General features: G+C 71.4%; 17 protein-coding genes. 1 reads left to right on the top strand and 16 read right to left on the bottom strand.

All coding sequences use genetic code 11. From position 1 onward, the window contains the following. Positions 1-96: 96 nt before the first annotated feature. The 16 genes from OO54_RS14960 to rsmH form a co-directional block, all read right to left on the bottom strand. Positions 97-1200, bottom strand: a complete 1104-nt coding sequence (locus tag OO54_RS14960) for a DivIVA domain-containing protein (RefSeq protein WP_033203345.1) — start codon at positions 1198-1200, stop codon at positions 97-99. 55 nt (positions 1201-1255) lie between these two features. Then, positions 1256-1546 carry a YggT family protein gene (locus OO54_RS14955; RefSeq protein ID WP_017238790.1) on the bottom strand — a complete coding sequence of 97 codons (291 nt, stop codon included), beginning with the start codon at positions 1544-1546 and terminating at the stop codon, positions 1256-1258. An 80-nt stretch (positions 1547-1626) separates the two neighbouring features. Beyond that, positions 1627-2247 (bottom strand): cell division protein SepF, encoded by a 621-nt coding sequence (locus OO54_RS14950; RefSeq protein ID WP_017238791.1) that lies wholly within the window; start codon positions 2245-2247, stop codon positions 1627-1629. A gap of 122 nt (positions 2248-2369) precedes the next feature. Further along, a complete protein-coding gene (locus OO54_RS14945; RefSeq protein ID WP_033203344.1) occupies positions 2370-3089 on the bottom strand; it encodes a YggS family pyridoxal phosphate-dependent enzyme in 720 nt (239 codons plus the stop codon). Further along, positions 3089-3865, bottom strand: coding sequence for a peptidoglycan editing factor PgeF (pgeF, locus tag OO54_RS14940; protein ID WP_033203343.1), 777 nt, complete (start codon positions 3863-3865; stop codon positions 3089-3091). The genes OO54_RS14945 and pgeF overlap by 1 nt, the downstream gene beginning before the upstream one ends. After that, positions 3862-5076: a cell division protein FtsZ gene (gene ftsZ, locus OO54_RS14935; protein WP_033203342.1), complete on the bottom strand. Its 1215-nt coding sequence runs from the start codon at positions 5074-5076 to the stop codon at positions 3862-3864. Before ftsZ ends, pgeF begins: the two co-directional genes overlap by 4 nt. A gap of 277 nt (positions 5077-5353) precedes the next feature. Beyond that, positions 5354-6157 carry a cell division protein FtsQ/DivIB gene (locus OO54_RS14930; protein ID WP_033203341.1) on the bottom strand — a complete coding sequence of 268 codons (804 nt, stop codon included), beginning with the start codon at positions 6155-6157 and terminating at the stop codon, positions 5354-5356. Positions 6158-6184: 27 nt separating this feature from the next. Beyond that, positions 6185-7279 carry an undecaprenyldiphospho-muramoylpentapeptide beta-N-acetylglucosaminyltransferase gene (gene murG / locus OO54_RS14925; RefSeq protein WP_030693457.1) on the bottom strand — a complete coding sequence of 365 codons (1095 nt, stop codon included), beginning with the start codon at positions 7277-7279 and terminating at the stop codon, positions 6185-6187. Between the two features lie 6 nt (positions 7280-7285). Further along, positions 7286-8623: a putative lipid II flippase FtsW gene (gene ftsW, locus OO54_RS14920; protein ID WP_033203340.1), complete on the bottom strand. Its 1338-nt coding sequence runs from the start codon at positions 8621-8623 to the stop codon at positions 7286-7288. Between the two features lie 55 nt (positions 8624-8678). Then, positions 8679-10118, bottom strand: a complete 1440-nt coding sequence (gene murD / locus OO54_RS14915) for a UDP-N-acetylmuramoyl-L-alanine--D-glutamate ligase (RefSeq protein WP_033203339.1) — start codon at positions 10116-10118, stop codon at positions 8679-8681. Beyond that, positions 10100-11170, bottom strand: a complete 1071-nt coding sequence (gene mraY / locus OO54_RS14910) for a phospho-N-acetylmuramoyl-pentapeptide-transferase (protein WP_033203338.1) — start codon at positions 11168-11170, stop codon at positions 10100-10102. The genes murD and mraY overlap by 19 nt, the downstream gene beginning before the upstream one ends. Then, on the bottom strand, positions 11167-12591 hold the full coding sequence (locus tag OO54_RS14905) for a UDP-N-acetylmuramoyl-tripeptide--D-alanyl-D-alanine ligase (protein WP_033203337.1): 1425 nt from the start codon (positions 12589-12591) through the stop codon (positions 11167-11169). The genes mraY and OO54_RS14905 overlap by 4 nt, the downstream gene beginning before the upstream one ends. Before the next feature lie 4 nt (positions 12592-12595). Beyond that, positions 12596-14299, bottom strand: a complete 1704-nt coding sequence (locus OO54_RS14900) for a UDP-N-acetylmuramoyl-L-alanyl-D-glutamate--2,6-diaminopimelate ligase (RefSeq protein WP_078905206.1) — start codon at positions 14297-14299, stop codon at positions 12596-12598. A gap of 16 nt (positions 14300-14315) precedes the next feature. Next, positions 14316-16298 carry a peptidoglycan D,D-transpeptidase FtsI family protein gene (locus OO54_RS14895; RefSeq protein WP_033203335.1) on the bottom strand — a complete coding sequence of 661 codons (1983 nt, stop codon included), beginning with the start codon at positions 16296-16298 and terminating at the stop codon, positions 14316-14318. Positions 16299-16305: 7 nt separating this feature from the next. After that, positions 16306-17046, bottom strand: coding sequence for a cell division protein FtsL (gene ftsL, locus OO54_RS14890; protein WP_033203334.1), 741 nt, complete (start codon positions 17044-17046; stop codon positions 16306-16308). Next, positions 17043-17999, bottom strand: coding sequence for a 16S rRNA (cytosine(1402)-N(4))-methyltransferase RsmH (gene rsmH, locus OO54_RS14885; protein WP_017238804.1), 957 nt, complete (start codon positions 17997-17999; stop codon positions 17043-17045). Before rsmH ends, ftsL begins: the two co-directional genes overlap by 4 nt. A gap of 324 nt (positions 18000-18323) precedes the next feature. On the opposite strand from rsmH, the gene OO54_RS14880 reads away from it, so the two are divergent. Next, a complete protein-coding gene (locus OO54_RS14880) occupies positions 18324-18863 on the top strand; it encodes a beta-class carbonic anhydrase (protein WP_026058129.1) in 540 nt (179 codons plus the stop codon). Positions 18864-19006: the final 143 nt, after the last annotated feature.

Raw genomic sequence — 19006 nt, 5'->3', positions numbered from 1 at the left:
CCGGGGAACGGCGAAGGGCCGGCCCCCGGGAGAAACCCGGGAACCGGCCCTTGCAGCCTGCCGACGGCTACGCGCTCATCGCGCGACCACCCGCCGTCAGTTGTCGTCCTCGTCGATGAGGAAGCCGCGCATCGGCGCCGGCGCCTGCTGCATCGGCTGCGGCGCCTGCGGCCGGACCGGAGCCATCGGCTGGGTCATGGCCGGGGACATCTGCTGCTGACCGCCGTAGGAGGGAGCTCCCATGGACGGCGGACCGCCCATGCCGCCGTTGCCGCCGTAGGACGGGGCGCTCGCGCCCGCCGAGGCCATCGACGGGGCCGGCGGCAGGGAGGCCGTCGCCGGGGTGCGCGGCGGGGCCAGCGAGTCGTCGGCCTGGGTCTCCAGCTGGCGCAGCTGCGACTCGAGGTACGACTTCAGACGCGTGCGGTACTCGCGCTCGAAGCCGCGCAGGTCCTCGACCTTGCGCTCCAGCGTGGCGCGCGCGGACTCCAGGGAGCCCATGGCGACGCGGTGCTTCTCCTGGGCGTCCCGCTCGAGGGCGTCGGCCTTGGCGCGGGCGTCCCGCTCCAGGCCTTCGGCGCGGGAGCGCGCCTCGCCGACGATCTTGTTGGCCTCGGAGCGGGCCTCGGCGATCGCCTGGTCGGCGGTCTGCTGGGCCAGCGAGAGGACACGCGCGGCGCTGTCGCCACCGGGGCCCTGCTGCGGCTGCTGCTGCTGCATCTGCTGCTGCATCTGCTGCTGCGGGTGGCCCATGGGGCCGCCCTGCATCGGGCCGGGGCCCATGGGGCCGCCCTGCATCGGGCCGGGACCCATCGGGCCGCCCTGCATGGGACCGCCCTGCATGGGACCGCCCTGCATCGGGCCGGGGGGGAGCGCCGGGGCACCGGAGGGCAGCTGCGGCGGGCCCATCTGGGGCGGCTGCTGCTGGACCGGCGGTCCGGATATGGCCGCGGGCACGGGCGCGCCGGGACGATCCTGCGGCTCCGGGGGCTTGCGCATGCCCTGCTGCTGCTGATTCTGCGCGGCGGCGCGCGTCGCGGCGGCCAGCTTGGCGCGCAGGTCCTCGTTCTCGCGGAGCAAGCGGGTCAGCTCGGCTTCGACCTCGTCGAGGAAGGCATCGACCTCGTCCTCGTCATAGCCTTCTCGAAGGCGGACGGTCGTGAACTGCTTGTTCCGCACGTCCTCGGGAGTCAGCGGCATCTCTTCTTCACCTCTACGTAGTCGTCGGCAGTCGGCAAGACCGTATCGTCCACACTCACCTCGCGAAGCTGCTCACGATGGAGATCAGGATGTAGACGATGATCATCAGAACGAAGAAGGACAGGTCGAGTGCCACGCCCCCGAGACGCAGCGGCGGGATGAGTCGCCGCAGAAGCTTGAGCGGTGGATCGGTGACAGTGTAGGTGGCCTCGAGTACGACCACCATCGCCTTACCGGGTTGCCATGAACGGGCGAACTGGAAGACGTAGTCCATGACCAGCCGGACGATCAGGAGGACGAGGAAGCACATCAGCACGATGTAGACCACCTGTAGTGCGACGCCCATCCCGCGTTTCCCTCTCCCCTGGCTTACGTGCTCTCGCTTGTCCGGCCGCGTCGCGACCGGTCCGTCCGGTTCTGTTGTTCTCAGCTCTGGTTGAAGAATCCGCCCTCTGCGATCCGGGCCTTGTCCTCCGCCGTGACATCGACGTTAGCAGGCGACAACAGGAACACCTTCTGCGTCACGCGCTCAATGCTGCCATGGAGCCCGAAGACGAGTCCGGCGGCAAAGTCGACAAGTCGCTTCGCGTCCGTGTCGTCCATCTCTGTGAGGTTCATGATCACCGGGGTGCCCTCACGGAAGTGTTCCCCGATGGTACGGGCCTCGTTGTAGGTCCGCGGGTGCAGCGTGGTGATGCGGTAGGGCTCCCGCTCGGACACGACCTTGGGCATGATCACCGGTGCGTTCTTCTCCAGGCTCGGACGTTCGGGTGTGATGGATGCCACGGGGGCAATTCGGGCCGGACGTCCGCTTTCGGCGAGTACCGGGACGGAATGGGCTACCGGCTCCCGCTGCGCGGGGGGTGCCACCACACGTACCGGTTCCTCGCGCTCCACCTGACGCGGGGGGGTGTGACGCCGGTCGCGCTCGGGCTCCGGCTCCAGCTCGGGTTCGAAGTCGTCGTCGGGGTCGAAACCCCGGCCGTCGTACCCATCGTCCTCCACGAGGCCGAGGTAGACCGCCATCTTGCGCATCGCGCCGGCCATTCTCTGAGTCCTCCGCTCTGTGGTGGATCGGCCTCGTCACCAAGTGCCGGCGATCCACGGGGCACCCCGCCGTTCTGCGGAATGACCATATTTTCTGCTGTGGTCCGACTTGCTTCGCGACGTTACCCGAGCTTCGGGCGGACGCCGAGTACCGCCGTACCGACGCGTACGTGTGTCGCCCCGGCAGCGACGGCCTCCTCGAGGTCCGCACTCATCCCTGCTGACACCATGTTCGCAGCCGGACGGGTCGCGCGCAGGGCAGTCGACAAATCCATGAGGCGGTCGAAGGCGGCCCGTTGCCGTCCCGCGTACGGGCCGGCGAGCGGGGCGACGGTCATCAGTCCGCCGAGCCTCAGTCCGGGAGCGGCGTCCACCGCGGCCGCCAACTCCTCGATGCCGTCCGGTGCGACACCGCCGCGGTCGCCCCGCTCGCCGGACTCGGCGTCGAGGGCGACCTGGAGCAGGCAGCCGAGCTCGCGCCCCTCCTTCTCCGCGGCCACGGAGAGGGCGGAAACGAGCTTCAACCGGTCGACGGACTGCACCACATCGGCATAACCCACCACGGATCTGACCTTGTTGGTCTGCAACTGGCCCACGAAGTGCCAGGTCAGGTCCAGGTCGGCACAGGCGGCCGCCTTGGGCGCGGCGTCCTGGTCCCGGTTCTCGGCGACGTTCCGCACGCCGAGCCCGTGGAGGATTCTCACGTCGCTCGCGGGATAGGTCTTGGTGACCACGACCAGGGTCACCTCCTCCCGCGCGCGCCCGGCCGCGGTACAGGCGGCGGCGATGCGCGCCTCCACCCGGGCCAGGTTCTCGGCCAGTTCCGACGTGCGGTCCGTCATCAGTTCTTTCCTGCCGGGGATCCGGGGGGCGTCCCCGGGGTGGATACGGGGTCCAACCAGACATATCCCGCGAGTCGCCCCGTGGTGCGATCGCGGCGGTACGAGTAGTGGTCACCGGATTCCCGGGTGCAGACCGGGCTGGCCTGCCGGTCGGTGACGCCGAGCCGTTCGAGCTGGGCGTGGACTCCGGCGACGACGTCGACGGCCGGGGTTCCCCAGCTCGTCTCGGCCCAGGCCGCGGGTTCGGTCCCGGCGACCTCGGCCCGCATGGCCTCCGGCACCTCGTAGCAGCGCCCGCAGACGGCCGGGCCGGTGCGGGCGACGACACGGGCGGGGTCGGCGCCCTTGTCGATCATGGCCGCGACCGCGGCCGGGACGACTCCCGCCACCATCCCGGGCCGTCCGGCGTGGGCGGCCGCCACGACGCCGGCGACCGGGTCGGCGAGCAGGACCGGCACGCAGTCCGCGGTGAGGACGGCGAGCCCGAGTCCCGGCCGGGTGGTGACGAGCGCGTCCACCGCCGGGATCCCGGCGGCGCCCCACGGCCCGTCGACCTCCGCGACGTCGGCCCCGTGCACCTGGTTCATCCAGACCACCCGCGCCGGGTCGAGCCCGAGGGCGCCGGCGGCGAGCGCCCGGTTGGTCCGTACCGCTTCGGGGTCGTCCCCGACCGCTCCGCCGAGGTTGAGCTCCTCGTACGGAACGGCGCTCACCCCGCCCCACCGGTCGGTGAAGGCGAAGTGCGCGCCGTTCGCGTCGAAGCGATGTCCTATCACTTCAGGAAATCCGGGACGTCCAGCTCCTCGGCCTGGCTGTCCGCGTAGGGACGGGCCGGGGGGACGACCGGCTGAGCGGCCGCCGACGGGATCTCGTTGACGACCGGGGCGGGCTCGACCGGGGCGGAGACGGGCTCCTCGCGGGGGGCCACGGTGCCGAGGCCGCCGAGCGGACGGGAGGTCTCGACGTGGCGGGGGGCCGGGGCCGGCTCCTCGCGCTTGGCCGACACCGAGCCGATGATGTTGTCCCGGCGGGCCGGCGGCTGGCCGCCGTCGAAGCCGGCGGCGATGACGGTGACGCGGACCTCGTCGCCCAGGGCGTCGTCGATGACGGCACCGAAGATGATGTTGGCCTCGGGGTGGGCCGCCTCGCTGACCAGCTGCGCGGCCTCGTTGATCTCGAAGAGACCGAGGTCGCTGCCGCCGGAGATGGAGAGCAGCACGCCGCGGGCGCCGTCGATGGAGGCCTCCAGGAGCGGCGAGGAGATCGCCATCTCCGCGGCGGCCACCGCGCGGTCGTCGCCACGGGCGGAGCCGATGCCCATGAGGGCCGAGCCGGCCTCGGACATGACCGACTTGACGTCGGCGAAGTCGAGGTTGATGAGGCCCGGGGTGGTGATGAGGTCGGTGATGCCCTGGACACCGCTCAGCAGCACCTGGTCGGCCGACTTGAACGCGTCGAGCACGGAGACCTGGCGGTCCGAGATCGAGAGCAGTCGGTCGTTCGGGATGACGATGAGGGTGTCGACCTCTTCGCGGAGTTCGGCGATGCCGTCCTCCGCCTGGTTGGCGCGACGGCGGCCCTCGAAGGTGAACGGCCGGGTGACCACACCGATCGTCAGGGCGCCGAGCGAGCGCGCGATGTTGGCGACGACGGGTGCGCCGCCGGTGCCGGTGCCGCCGCCTTCGCCGGCGGTGACGAAGACCATGTCGGCCCCCTTGAGGACCTCCTCGATCTCCTCACGGTGGTCCTCTGCCGCCTTGCGACCGACGGCCGGGTTGGCCCCGGCGCCCAGGCCGCGGGTGAGTTCACGACCGACGTCGAGCTTGACGTCGGCGTCGCTCATCAACAGCGCTTGCGCGTCGGTGTTGATCGCGATGAACTCGACGCCCTTGAGGCCGACCTCGATCATTCGGTTGATGGCATTGACACCACCGCCGCCGACACCGATGACCTTGATGACTGCGAGGTAGTTCTGCGGTGCTGCCACGTCGAAGGCCTCTCGCCTCGAGTTACGTGTCGTCGCCGCGCGTTGGTCGCGCCGCTCCGACGGATGCCGATTGGGACGGTCCGAAACGCCGACCCAAACCCTAACGTTGAAGTTTAGGGTTACCAGTGTCTCTGTTCGCTGGACTCTTCCGAACAGGACACTAAGTCGACAAGCGGCGCACGTTCAACGAACACGCCGAACCTCCCGTTTTTCTTTTCACCCTATGTGATCACCCGTAGCGCTGGCCAACCAGGGTGCTGGCCAGCGGTAATGCCCGTCAACTCCCGGACGAGGCGGGCGCTGTGGGAGCACTTACGTCGAAGTGCCCCGCTTTGGGCGCCGCTTTCATCAGAGCGGTCAGCACCCGGGCCTTCGCCGGGCCGTGCTCGGAGCTGCCCCAGAAGACGGTGCGCCCCTCGGTCAGCTCCAGCGTGACGGAGTCGTACGAGGTGACGCGCACGACACGAGTGTCCCGGGCGATTTCCGCCGGGAGTTCACCCCGGACGCGCACCGCCTCGCGGAGCAGCCGGTCGGCGCCGAAGCGCCGCAGGCTCGGGGAGGCGGCGCTGTCGAGGACGAGTCGGGGAACGCCTCGCGGGGCGGTGTCGACAGTGGCGAACCGCATGCCGGTCGAGTCCACTTCGGTGAACTTTCCGCCCTTTTCGACGAGCAGTACGGGCTGCCGTTCCGTCACTTTCAGCCCGATTCCGTGCGGCCAGGACCGCACGACGTCGATCGACTCGATCCGCGGGAAAGCGCCCTTGAGGCGCGTCTCGATCGCCTCGGTGTCGACCGTGACGAGCGGGGCCCCCAAGGGGACGGCGGCGACGGCCTCGACCTCGCGCGCGGTCAGGACCCGGGTGCCGGAAGTCTTCACACGTTCCACACGGAACCACGTCGATCCGTAGAGCGCCCAGACCCCGCCGGCCACGAGCGCGAGCACGCCGAACGCGACGAGCAGCAGCCGGGGGGCGGGTACCCGGAACCGATGGTTCCGGGTACCCGGGCCGGACGACCGCTCCGCCGGCCCCCTGGACTTGCTGGCGCCGCTCTTCTCCGCGGTCGTCGGTCCGGCTGCCACCTGGCGCTCCTGCCTCTCGCCGCCGCGCTACGCCTGACGGCGGGCGGCGATCGCCTCGTACACCATGCCGACGAGCAGGTCGTCGGCGTCCCGGCGGCCGAACTCGGCGGCGGCGCGGGACATCTCGTACAACCGGTGCGGATCGGCCAGTACGGGCAGGACGTTGCCCTGCACCCACTGCGGCGTCAGCTCCGCGTCGTCGACGAGGAGTCCACCGCCCGCCTTCACCACCGGCTGCGCGTTGAGCCGCTGTTCGCCGTTGCCGATCGGCAGCGGGACGTACGCCGCGGGCAGCCCGACGGCGGAGAGCTCGGCGACGGTCATCGCGCCCGCGCGGCAGAGCATCATGTCGGCCGCGGCGTACGCGAGATCCATCCGGTCCACGTACGGTACCGGCACGTAAGGCGGCATACCGGGCATGTTGTCGACGCGCGGCATTTCGTTCTTCGGGCCGACCGCGTGCAGGATCTGGATTCCGGAGCGCTGGAGCACCGGGGCGATCTGCTGGATGACCTCGTTGAGCCGCCGGGCACCCTGGGAGCCGCCGGAGACGAGCAGCGTCGGCAGGTTGGGGTCGAGGCCGAACGCGGCGCGCGCCTCGGGACGCACCCGCGCCCGGTCGAGGGTCGCGATGGTGTGCCGCAGCGGGATGCCGATGTAGCGGGCGTTGCGGAGCTTGCTGTCCGGGGTGGCGACGGCGACCCCGGCCGCGTACCGCGAACCGATCTTGTTGGCCAGGCCGGGCCTGGCGTTGGCCTCGTGGACCACGATCGGCACCCCGAGCCGCTTGGCCGCGAGGTAGCCGGGCAGCGCCACGTAGCCGCCGAAGCCGACCACGCAGTCCGCCTTGGTGCGCTCCAGGACCTGCTCGGCGGCCTTGATCGTGCCGCGCAGCCGCCCGGGAACGGTGATCAGCTCGGGGGTGGGCTTGCGGGGCAGCGGTACGGCGGGAATGAGCGCCAACTCGTAGCCCCGCTCGGGCACGAGCCGGGTCTCCAGACCCTTCTCCGTGCCGAGCGCCGTGATCCCCACGCTGGGGTCCTGCCTGCGCAGGGCGTCCGCGAGGGCGAGCGCGGGCTCGATGTGGCCGGCGGTCCCCCCGCCGGCGAGTACGACATGCACCGAAATTCACCGCTCTCCGGACGGGCGCTTCTTGACGCGCCGTCGCATCGACTTCCATCTCACCCCGGCCCGCTTGCCCCGACCGGGGCGGCGCATGGCCAGGGCCGCTTTCGCGGCGGGTTCCTGTCGCGCGAACGCGATGAGGAGCCCGACGGCGAACATGGTCGGCAGCAGGGCCGACCCTCCGTAGGAGAACAGCGGGAGGGGGACACCGGCGATCGGCAGCAGACCGAGCACCGCACCGATGTTGATCACGGCCTGCGCCGTGATCCAGGTGGTCACACCTCCCGCGGCGAACCTCACGAAGGGGTCCTCCGTGCCTCCGGCCACGCGGATACCCGCATAGCCTAGAGCCGCGAACAGGGCGAGTACCGACAGCGTCCCCGCGAGGCCCAGTTCCTCACCGGTGACCGCGAAGATGAAGTCGGTGTGCGCCTCGGGCAGTTGGCCCCATTTCTCCACGCTCGCACCGAGTCCGGATCCGAACCATCCGCCCGAGGCCAGAGCATAGATTCCGTGCGCGGCCTGGAGGCAGGGGGCTCCCTCGCCGCCGGGGTCGGTCGCCCCGATGCAGTCGAAGCGCTTCATCCGGTTCGAGCTCGTCTTGATCAGCAGCACGCCGATCGCGCCGGCCACCGTGAGCACCCCGACGAAGAGCCGGGTGGGCGCGCCGGCCGTCCAGAGCAGTCCGAAGAGGATCGCGGCGAGGATGATCGAGGTGCCCATGTCGCCGCCGAGCATGATCAGCCCGAGCAGCATGAAGGCGCCGGGGACCAGTGGCACCAGCATGTGCTTCCACTGGGTCAGCAGCCGCATGTCGTGCTTGCGGGCGAGCAGGTCGGCCCCCCACAGGATCAGCGCCAGCTTGCCGAACTCGCTGGGCTGGAGCTGGAAGGGACCGCCGAGGGAGATCCAGTTCTGGTTGCCGTTGACCGCGTGCCCTATCCCGGGGATCTGCACGAGCACCATCAGGAAGACCGCGCCGACCAGGATCGGGTAGGCGAGCGCCCGGTGCAGCTTCACGGGCATCCGCGAGGCGGCCAGGAGCAGCCCGGTGCCGAGGAGCGCGGCGATGAACTGCTTCCGGAAGAAATAGGAGGGCACCAGCTCGTAGCGGAGAGCCGTGATCATCGAGGCGGAGTAGACCATCACGAGGCCGAGCATGGTGATGAGCAGCGCCGCGCCGATGATCACGTAGTACGCCGTCAGCGGCCGGTCCCAGGCCCTCTGCGCCCGCCGGTAGAGCCGCCGTACGCCTCCGCGGGGTCGCCGCGGGGTCGCGGGGACCCGCCCCCCGCCGCGTGCGGCGGAGGGCCGGCGTGCCCCGGCGATCTTGCTCGGCATGGTCGCTGCCCCCTCTGGTCGTGCCCGGTCCGGCCGGACCCTCCCACTGGTCGGGTCAGGCGTCCCCGGTGGCGGCGAGGGCGCGGACCGCGTCCGCGAAGGCCTCGCCCCGCTTGTTGTAGTTGGTGAACATGTCCATCGAGGCGCAGGCCGGGGCGAGGAGCACCGTGTCCCCCGGGCGGGCCAGCCGGGCCGCCTCCCGGACCGCCTCGGACATCGCCCCAGTGTCGGTCCGGTCGAGGTCCACCACCGGTACCTCCGGGGCGTGTCGCGCCAGGGCTTCGCGGATCAGCTCGCGGTCGGCGCCGATCAGGACGGCGCCGCGCAAGCGCTTCGCCGACTTCTGGACGAGCTCGTCGAAGGTCGCGCCCTTGGCGAGGCCGCCGGCGATCCAGACGATCGGGTCGTAGGCGGCCAACGAGGCTTCCGCGGCGTGGGTGTTGGTGGCCTTGGAGTCGTCGACGTACCTGACTCCCTGGACCTCCTCGACCAGTTCGATGCGGTGCGGGTCGGGGCGGAAGGCCTTGAGCCCGTCCCGTACGGCCTTGGCGTCCACGCCGAAGGCTCGGGCGAGGGCGGCCGCGGCGAGCGCGTTGGCGATGTTGTGCGGGGCCGGCGGCTGGACGTCGGAGACCTCGGCGAGTTCCTGGGCGTTCTTCTGCCGGTTCTCGACGAAGGCGCGGTCCACGAGGATGCCCTCGACGACGCCCAGTTGGGACGGGCCGGGCGTGCCGAGGGTGAAGCCGATGGCCCGGCAGCCCTCCTCGACGTCCGCCTCGCGGACCAGGTCCTCGGTGACCTGGTCGGCGACGTTGTAGACGCAGGCGATCTTGTTGCCCTCGTAGATGCGGCCCTTGTCGGCGGCGTACGCCTCCATGGAGCCGTGCCAGTCGAGGTGGTCGGGCGCCAGGTTGAGCACCGCGGCCGAGTGGACGCGGACCGAGGGCGCCCAGTGGAGCTGGTAGCTGGAGAGCTCGACGGCGAGGACGTCGTACTTCTCCTCGCCGAGGACGGCGTCGAGGAGCGAGACCCCGATGTTGCCGACGGCGGCGGTCCGCAGACCGGCCGCCTCCAGGATCGAGGTGAGCATCCGGACGGTCGTGGTCTTGCCGTTGGTTCCGGTGACCGCGAGCCAGGGAGCCGCGTCCGGGCCGCGGAGGCGCCAGGCCAGCTCGACGTCGCCCCAGATCTCCACGCCCGCCTCCGCGGCGGCCGCGAAGAGCGGCTTGTCGGGCCGCCAGCCGGGGGTGGTGACGATCAGCTCGGTGCCGGGCGGCAGCGTGGCCCCGTCGCCGAGGCGGACGGTGATGCCCTCCGCCTCCAGGTCTGCGGCCTGGGCCCGGGAGCGCTCGTCGTCGCCGTCGTTGACGACGGTCACGAGCGCGCCGAGGCCGTGCAGGACGCGGGCGGCCGGGATGCCGGAGACGCCGAGTCCCGCGACGGTGACCTTCTTGCCGTTCCAGTCGAGCCGTTCTGTCACTTGTCCGCTGCCCATCCCGCGTAGAAGAGGCCCAGGCCCACGATCACGCACATGCCCTGGATGATCCAGAACCGGACGACGACCAGGACTTCGGACCACCCCTTGAGTTCGAAGTGGTGCTGGAGTGGCGCCATCCGGAAGACGCGCTTGCCGGTCATCTTGAACGAGCCGACCTGGATGACCACGGACATCGTGATCAGTACGAACAGGCCGCCGAGCAGGGCCAGCAGCAGCTCCGTACGGGAGCAGATGGCGAGACCGGCGAGGGCGCCGCCGAGGGCGAGCGAGCCGGTGTCGCCCATGAAGATCTTGGCCGGTGAGGTGTTCCACCACAGGAAGCCGAAGCAGGAGCCCATGAGCGCGGAGGCGACGACGGCGAGGTCGAGCGGGTCGCGCACCTCGAAGCAGGCGTTGGGGTTGGTCAGGGTCATGGCGTTCGCACAGGACTCCTGGAACTGCCAGAGCCCGATGAAGGTGTACGCGCCGAAGACCATCACCGAGGCGCCGGTGGCGAGACCGTCCAGACCGTCCGTCAGGTTCACGCCGTTGGACATGGCCAGGATCATGAAGAGCGCCCAGACCACGAAGAGCACCGGGCCGATGGCCCAGCCGAAGTCCGTGATGAAGGAGAGCTTCTCGGAGGCCGGGGTGTTCCCGCGCGCGTCCGCGAACTGGAGCGAGAGCACGGCGAAGGCGATGCCGACGATCAGCTGTCCGGCCATCTTCGCCTTGGCCCGCAGGCCGAGCGAACGCTGCTTGACGATCTTGATGTAGTCGTCCAGGAAGCCGACCAGGCCCATGCCGGCCATCAGGAACAGCACCAGGACGCCCGAGTACGTCGGGTCCTCGCCGGTGATGACCTTGGCCAGGGCGTACGCGATGAGCGTGGCCAGGATGAAGGAGATGCCGCCCATGGTGGGCGTGCCCTTCTTCCCGGCGTGGCCGCGCGGGCCGTCGTCCCGGATGAACTGCCCGTACCCCTTGCGGGCAAGGAGCTTGATCAGCAGCGGCGTGCCGATCAGGGTCAGGAAGAGCCCGATGGCCCCCGCGAAGAGGATCTGCCTCATCGGCCGGTGACCTCGCCCTCGGTGTCGAGCAGTGCCAGGGCGACCTGTTCGAGACCGACCGACCTGGAAGCCTTCACAAGGACGACGTCCCCCGGGCGCAGCTCACTGCGCAACAGGTCGATCGCCGCCTGCGCGTCGGACACGTGCACCGACTCCTCACCCCACGAACCCTCGTTATATGCGCCCAGTTGCAGCCAGGACGCTTCCCTGTCCCCGACCGCGACGAGCTTGCTGACGTTGAGCCGGACGGCGAGCCGTCCGACCGCGTCGTGCTCGACGAGCGATGCGTCACCGAGCTCGGCCATCTTGCCGAGCACCGCCCACGTGCGAGCCCCTCGGGCCTGTGCGGCCCTGCCCATGGCCGCGAGCGCGCGCAGGGCGGCTCGCATGGACTCGGGGTTCGCGTTGTAGGCGTCGTTGACGACCGTCACGCCGTCCGGACGCTCGGTGACCTCCATGCGCCAGCGCGACAGGGTTCCCGCTTCGGAGAGCGCGGTGGCGATCTCTTCGACAGGCATGCCCAGCTCGTGCGCGACGGCGGCCGCTGCGAGCGCGTTCGACACGTGGTGCTCACCGTACAGGCGCAAGGTCACGTCACTGCACCCGGTGGGTGTGTGAAGACTGAAAGAAGGCTGTCCGGTCTCTGTGAGGTGGACGTTCTCGGCCCGTACGGCCGCTTCGTCCGCTTCGCCGAAGAGGGTCACGCGGGCCTTGGTGCGGCTCGCCATCGCGCGGACGAGGGGGTCGTCGGCGTTGAGGACCGCGATTCCGCCTTCTTCGGCGGACGGCAGGGACTCGACGAGCTCGCCCTTCGCCTCGGCGATCTGCTCGCGGCCGCCGAACTCGCCGATGTGGGCGGTGCCGACGTTGAGGACGAGGCCGATGCGGGGCGGGGTGAGGCCGGTGAGGTAGCGGATGTGCCCGATGCCGCGGGCGCCCATCTCCAGGACCAGGTGCCGGGTCTCGTCGCTCGCGCGGAGCGCCGTGAGCGGCAGGCCGATCTCGTTGTTGAGCGAGCCGGGCGTCCAGACGGTGGGCGCGTGGCGTTCGAGGACCTGGGCGATCAGGTCCTTGGTGGACGTCTTGCCGGCCGAGCCGGTGAGGGCGACGACATCGGTGCCGAGCCGTTCCACGACCGTGCGGGCGAGGGTCCCGAGCGCGGTCTGGACGTCGTCGACGACGATGGCCGGGACGCCGACGGGCCGGGCGGCGAGCACGGCCACCGCACCCGCCTCGACGGCGCGCTCGGCGTAGTCGTGGCCGTCGACGTGCTCACCGGCGAAGGCCGCGAAGAGGCTGCCGGCCCGCACTTCGCGGGAGTCGATGACGACGGGACCGGTGATCCGGGCGGCCGGATCCGGTATGTCGTGCGCCTGCCCGCCGACGATTGCGGCGACCTCGGCGAGGGAGAGGGCGATCACTGCTTCATCCCTGACTGTTCTGGTGGCTGTACGCGGGGCTGGCTTCGGCGCCGTCGGCCGCGGGGGCGGCCTTGGCGTGCTGTTCGAGGATCGCCGCGCGCAGGACCTCGCGGTCGTCGAAGGGGCGGACCACTCCGGCGGCCTCCTGGCCCTGCTCGTGGCCCTTGCCGGCGACCAGGACGGTGTCGCCCGGCCGGGCGCGGGCGACGGCGGCGGCGATGGCGGCGGCGCGGTCGGCGAGGACGAGCACCTCGCCGCGTTCCTCCGCGGGCACCTCGACGGCGCCCGCGAACATGGCGGCGAGGATCCGGAGCGGGTCCTCGGAGCGGGGGTTGTCGGAGGTCAGGACGGCGGTGTCGGCGAGCCGGGCGGTCGCGGCGCCCATCGGGCCGCGCTTGGTGGTGTCCCGGTCGCCGCCGCAGCCGATGACCACGTGCAGCCTGCCCTCGGTGACCTCGCGCAGGGAGCGCAGGACGGATTCGACGGCGTCCGTCTTGTGGGCGTAGTCGACGACGGCGAGGTACGGCTGGCCGGCGTCGACGCGCTCCAGGCGGCCCGGTACGCCGGGGACGGCGGCGATGCCGTCGGCGGCGGACTTCGGGTCGAGGCCCGCGGCGGCGAGGGTCGCGATCGCGGCGAGGGTGTTGGCGACGTTGAACGGGCCGGGCAGCGGGGCGGTGGCGGAGATCCGCTCGCCGTCCGGGCCGACGGCGGTGAACGTCGAGTCGTGGGAGCCGAGGACGAGGTCCTCGGCGCGCCAGTCGGCGTCGGCGCGGCCCTCGGCGGAGAAGGTGACGACGGGGACGCCGGCCTCCTTGGCCAGCCGGCGGCCGTACTCGTCGTCGAGGTTGACCACGCCGAGGCGGCTGCGCCGGGGCGTGAAGAGCCCGGCCTTCGCCTGGAAGTAGTCCTCCATGTCGGAGTGGAACTCCATGTGCTCCGGGCTGAGGTTGTTGAAGACGGCGACGTCGAAGACGCAGCCGTCGACCCGGCCGAGCACGAGGGCGTGGCTGGAGACCTCCATGGCGACGGCCTCGACGCCCCGCTCGCGCATGACCGCGAAGAGTGCCTGGAGGTCGGTGGCCTCGGGGGTGGTCCGCTCCGACTTGATGCGCTCGTCGCCGATCCGCATCTCGACGGTGCCGACGAGACCGGTGCTCCGTCCGGAGCCCCGCAGGCCGCCCTCGACGAGGTAGGCGGTGGTGGTCTTGCCCGAGGTGCCGGTGATGCCGATCTGGAGGAGGTCGGCGCCGGGCCGGCCGTAGATCTCGGCGGCGAGTTCGCCCATCCGGCCGCGCGGGTCCTCGACGACCAGGACCGGGAGGCCGGTCGCGGCGGCGCGCTCGGCGCCGGCCGGGTCGGTGAGGATCGCGGCGGCGCCGAGTCCGGCGGCCTGGGCGACGAAGTCGGCGCCGTGCGCCCGGGCGCCGGGCAGGGCCGCGTACACGTCACCGGGGCGCACCGCCCGCGAGTCGTGGGTGATGCCCGAGATCTCGGCGGCGCCGGGGGCGTCGACCCCTAGCTGTGCGGCCAGGTCGCCCAGGGGTGTCGGGCGGGCCTGCTCCGGCCGGGGCGGGGTGGTTCGGTACTGATCAGCGTGTGGCACGGCGGTGAGCGTACCGGGCGCACCCTGTACGGGGCCAAAAGAGCCCGGGGCCTCGCCGGAGTTCGATTTCCGGTTCCCGGAATGGGGGGTGATCGTTGTCACTGGTGCTCCCGGAGTGTCACGGGGTGGGGACGAAGTCGACCGGCAGTCGGGCGGGATCGCTGCCCGTGGGGGCGATGTGGAGGGTCTTGAGGGCGAACTCCATGACCTTCTTGTAGATGGGTCCGCAGATCTGGCCGCCGAAGTAGCTGCCCTTGGTGGGGTTCTGGATGGCGCAGTAGACGGTGATCTGCGGGTTGTCGGCGGGGGCGAAGCCCGCGAAGGAGGCGGTGTACCCCTTGTAGCGTCCGAGTTCCGGGTCGACCCGGTTGGCGGTGCCGGTCTTGCCCGCGACCCGGTAGCCGGGGATCGCGGCCTTGGTGCCGGTGCCCTCCCGGTCGTCGACGACGGACTCCAGCATCTTGGCGAGGGTGTCGGCGGTCTTCTCGCTGACGACGCGGGACTCCTTGGGCGCCGGGGCGGGGACGAAGCGGCCGTCGGGCCCCTTGGTGCCGCGGACGATGCTCGGTTCGACGCGTACGCCCTTGTTGGCGATGGTCGAGTACACGGAGGCGGCCTGCATGGCGTTGATGGAGAGTCCCTGGCCGAAGGGGATCGTGTACTGCTGCGAGGTGGACCAGTCCTCGGGCTTTGCGAGGATGCCGGCGGTCTCGCCCGGGTAGTCGAGCCCGGTGGGGCTGCCGATGCCGAACTTGCGCAGGTAGGAGTAGAGGACCCGGTTGGCCTCGGGCTGGGTGGCGCCGAGCCGGCCGGTGGCGAGGATGGTGCCGATGTTGCTGGACTTGGCGAGGACGCCGTTGAGGGTCAGGTACCAGGTCTTGTGGTCGACGTCGTCCTTGAAGAGCCGGTCGCCGCGGTGGAGCCGGTTGGGGACGGTGACGTGGGTGCCGGGGGCCGCCTTGCCCTCCTCCAGGACGGCGGCCATGGACATGACCTTGCTGGTGGAGCCGGGCTCGTAGGCGTCCTGGAGGGCGGCGTTGCCCATGGAGGCCGCGTTGGCGGCGGAGAGGTCGTTGGGGTCGAAGCCGGGGGCGTTGGCCATCGCGAGGACCTCGCCGCTGCGGGTGTCCTGCACGATGACGTAGCCGCGGTCGGCCTTGGACTTCCTCACCTGGTCGGTGATGGCCTGCTGGGCGGCCCACTGGATGTCCCGGTCGATGGTCAGCTCGATGTCGGAGCCGGGGACGGCGGGGGTGCCCTGGGAGCCGGCGGTGGGCACCTGGCGGCCGCCGGACTGGGTGAAGCGGATCGTGCCGTCCCTGCCGGCGAGCTCCGGGTCGAGCATGGACTCGACGCCGCCGGCTCCCTTGCCCTCGGCGTTGACGTAGCCCAGTATTCCGGCGGCGAGCTCGCCGTTCGGGTACACGCGCTTGGTGCTGGGCTCGCTGAGGACGCCGCCGAGGAGGTTGACGCCGTTGCCGCCGGCGGAGCGCTGCGCCTTCTGTCCGTAGACCCGCTTGAGGTCCTTGATCTGGTTCCAGACCTGCGGGGTCTGCTTGCGGGCGAGCAGGGTGTAGCGGGACTTGGGGGTGCGGAGCTTCTTCGCGAGCTCGGCGGGCTCCTTGCCCAGGAGGGGGGCGAGGAGGGCGGCGGCCTGCTCGGGGGCGTCGGGGACCTTGGACTCCTCGGGCGTGAAGAGCTTGGGGTCGGCGGTGATGTCGTACGCGTCGACGCTGGCGGCCAGCGCGATGCCGCTGCGGTCGGTGATCTCGCCGCGTTCGGCGGAGAGCGTGTACTCCTGGAAGCGGTACTTGTCGGCCTTGGCCGCGTACGCGCTGGCGTCGACCGCCTGGACCTGGAGCAGCCGCACCACGAACGCGATCATGACCAGGGTCAGGCCGAGCGAGACCAGGCGCAGCCGCGGCCTGGGGCTGCCCAGCCGGATGGTGCGGGGCTGCCGGGCCGGCGGCCGGGGCGCGGGACGCTTGGCGGCCGGGCGCGGGGCCGGGCGGGACGGGCGGCCCGCGGCGGAGGCGGGCCGGGGACGCGCGGGCCGCGCGGGTCCGGGGACTCGGCGGCGCGGGGGCTCCTTGGAGGGCACTGCTCGGTCACCTACCGGTGGTCGTGAGGGACGGGGGCGCGGGCTCCAGGGCCGTCCGTGCCCGGCCGGTCCCTGAGGGGGCCGGATCGGCGGGGCTTCCGCCGGTGGGTCCGGCGCCGGTCGGAGTGCCGCCGGTGTTCGTCTGTGTCGTTCCCGTGTCCGTCTGCGCCGTTCCCGCGTTCGTCTGCGCCGTTCCCGCGTTCGTCCGGTCCGTGCCGGTTGTCGCGGTGGCGCCGCCGGTGCGGGGGCCCGTGGTGGCGCCGGTGGGCGTGGCGGACGTGTTCGTGGCGGCGCCGGTGGGCGTGGCGGACGTGGTCGCGGGGGCGCCGGTGCTCGGCGGGGTCTTCGGGGTGGCCTTGGGCGTGGGGGTCGGCTTGGGTGCGACCGCGACCGACGGCTCGCCGAGGACCTTGCCGTCGGGGCCGAGGAAGGCGGGGCTGCCGCCGGGGACCATGCCGAGTTCGCGGGCCCGGCGCTCCAGGGCGTCCGGGGCCGCGTAGTCGTCGACGTCCCGCTGGAGCGCCTGCTGCTCGTCGGTCAGCTCGGTCGTCTTGTTCTTGAGCTCGTTCAGCTGGAAGGAGCCCTGGTTGAGGGCCGAGTTGAGCAGCAGCAGGGAGATGAGCCCGCCGGCGAGCAGCACCACGACGAGCAGGACGAAGGGGGTACGGGCGGCCGAGCTGGGCCCCGACGGCATGAGCCGTCCGAGTCGCGCGGCCCGCCCTTTGAGGGGCCCCTTCGCCGTGCTCACAGCACGTCCTCCCGGATGCGCTCGACACCCCGGAGCCGGGCCGGGGCGGCGCGCCGGTTCTCGGCGACCTCCTCCTCGGTGGGCAGCTCGGCGCCCCGGGTGAGCAGCTTCAGGCGGGGCTGGTACTTCTCCGGGACGACCGGCAGTCCGGGCGGGGCGGTGGTCGCCGCGCCGGCGGCGAAGACGCCCTTGACGATCCGGTCCTCCAGGGACTGGTACGAGAGGACGGCGACCCGTCCGCCGACGGCGAGGGCCTTCACGGCCGCCGGGATGGCCTTCTCGACGCTGTCGAGCTCGCGGTTGACCTCGATGCGCAGGGCCTGGAAGGTGCGCTTGGCCGGGTTGCCGCCGGTGCGCTTGGCGGCCTGGGGCAGGGCGTCGCGGATGAGCTCGACGAGCCGGGCGCTGTTGCTGAACGGCTCCTTGTCGCGCTCGCGCACGATCGCGGAGACGATCCGCTTGGCCTGCTTCTCCTCGCCGTACGCGCGGAGGATGCGGACCAGTTCGCCGGCCGGGTAGGTGTTGAGGACCTCGGCCGCGCTGATGCCGGTCGTCTGGTCCATGCGCATGTCGAGCGGGGCGTCCTGGGCGTAGGCGAAGCCGCGGTCGGCCTCGTCCAGCTGCATGGAGGAGACGCCGAGGTCGAAGAGGACGCCGTCCACCTTGGGGATGCCGAGCCGGTCGAGGACCTCGGGCAGTTCGTCGTACACGGCGTGGACCAGGGTGGCCCGCTCGCCGTACGGGGCGAGTCGCTCGCCGGAGAGCCGCAGGGCCTCCTTGTCGCGGTCGAGGGCGACGAGCCGCACCTCGGGGAACCGCTTGAGCAGGGCCTCGCTGTGGCCGCCGAGACCCAGGGTGCAGTCGACGACGACCGCGCCGGGGCGCTCCAGTGCGGGGGCCAACATGTCCAGGCACCGCTGGAGCATCACCGGGACGTGTCGGTCGTTGCTCAATGCGCCCTCTCAGAAACGGCGCGGAGGCACGTACCGCGGGAGGAGGCCGAGCCGTAGGTACCGCCGCACACACGGGGGAGAAACCGCGGAAATCGCTCGATGTCTCCGTTAACTTCGCGTCACTTTAGTCCACGGGGCGCGCCGGTCAATCAACCGGCTGGCGCGTCGCACGGCGCCGGAGGACCCGACGGACATTCCGAACGCCTCACTCGTTCGGGTCCATGATCCCGAGGCCTGTGGATTAGCTCACAACAAGACTCGATGGCGTTCTTTGTCCCCTCTCACAGCAGGTCCGGGAGCCGTGTGCCCGTTAACGTCAAAACCATGTCGACCTCCGCGCACCCCTCTGCCGACGCCATACACACCGGCGAAACGATCACCAACCGTCTCGTCGAGGCCAACGAACGCTACGCCGCCGACTTCACCGACCCGGGCATGGACGCGCGCCCCGTGCTCCGCGTCGCCGTCGTCGCCTGCATGGACGCCCGTCTCGACCTGCACGCGGCCCTCGGCCTCCAGCTCGGCGACTGCCACACCATCCGCAACGCGGGCGGCGTGGTCACCGACGACGTGATCCGGTCCCTCACCATCAGCCAGCGCGCCCTCGGCACCCGCAGCGTGATGCTGGTGCACCACACGGGCTGCGGCCTGGAATCGCTCACCGAGGACTTCCGGCACGAGCTGGAGGACGAGGTCGGCCAGCGTCCGGCGTGGGCGGTCGAGGCCTTCCGCGACGTGGACCAGGACGTCCGCCAGTCGATGCAGCGGGTCCGGACCTCCCCCTTCCTGCTGCACTCGGACGACGTCCGGGGCTTCGTCTTCGACGTGACGACGGGTCTGCTGCGCGAGATCGACCCGGCATAAACGCCCAAACCCCGGCATCTCCCCCGCACTTGTCCGTCGGCGAGTGACACAACCCGGCCATGCCAACAAGAATGCGCGGGTGGACACCCCCCGAACATCCCACGGGGGCAGGTGTCCGTGTTCCGGAAGGCCGAGGAGGGCCG

The sequence above is a fragment of the Streptomyces wedmorensis genome (assembly GCF_000716445.1).
GTDB lineage: Bacteria > Actinomycetota > Actinomycetes > Streptomycetales > Streptomycetaceae > Streptomyces > Streptomyces wedmorensis.
Note: the sequence above shows the minus strand (reverse complement) of the source record. Positions and strands in the feature narration are given on the sequence as shown.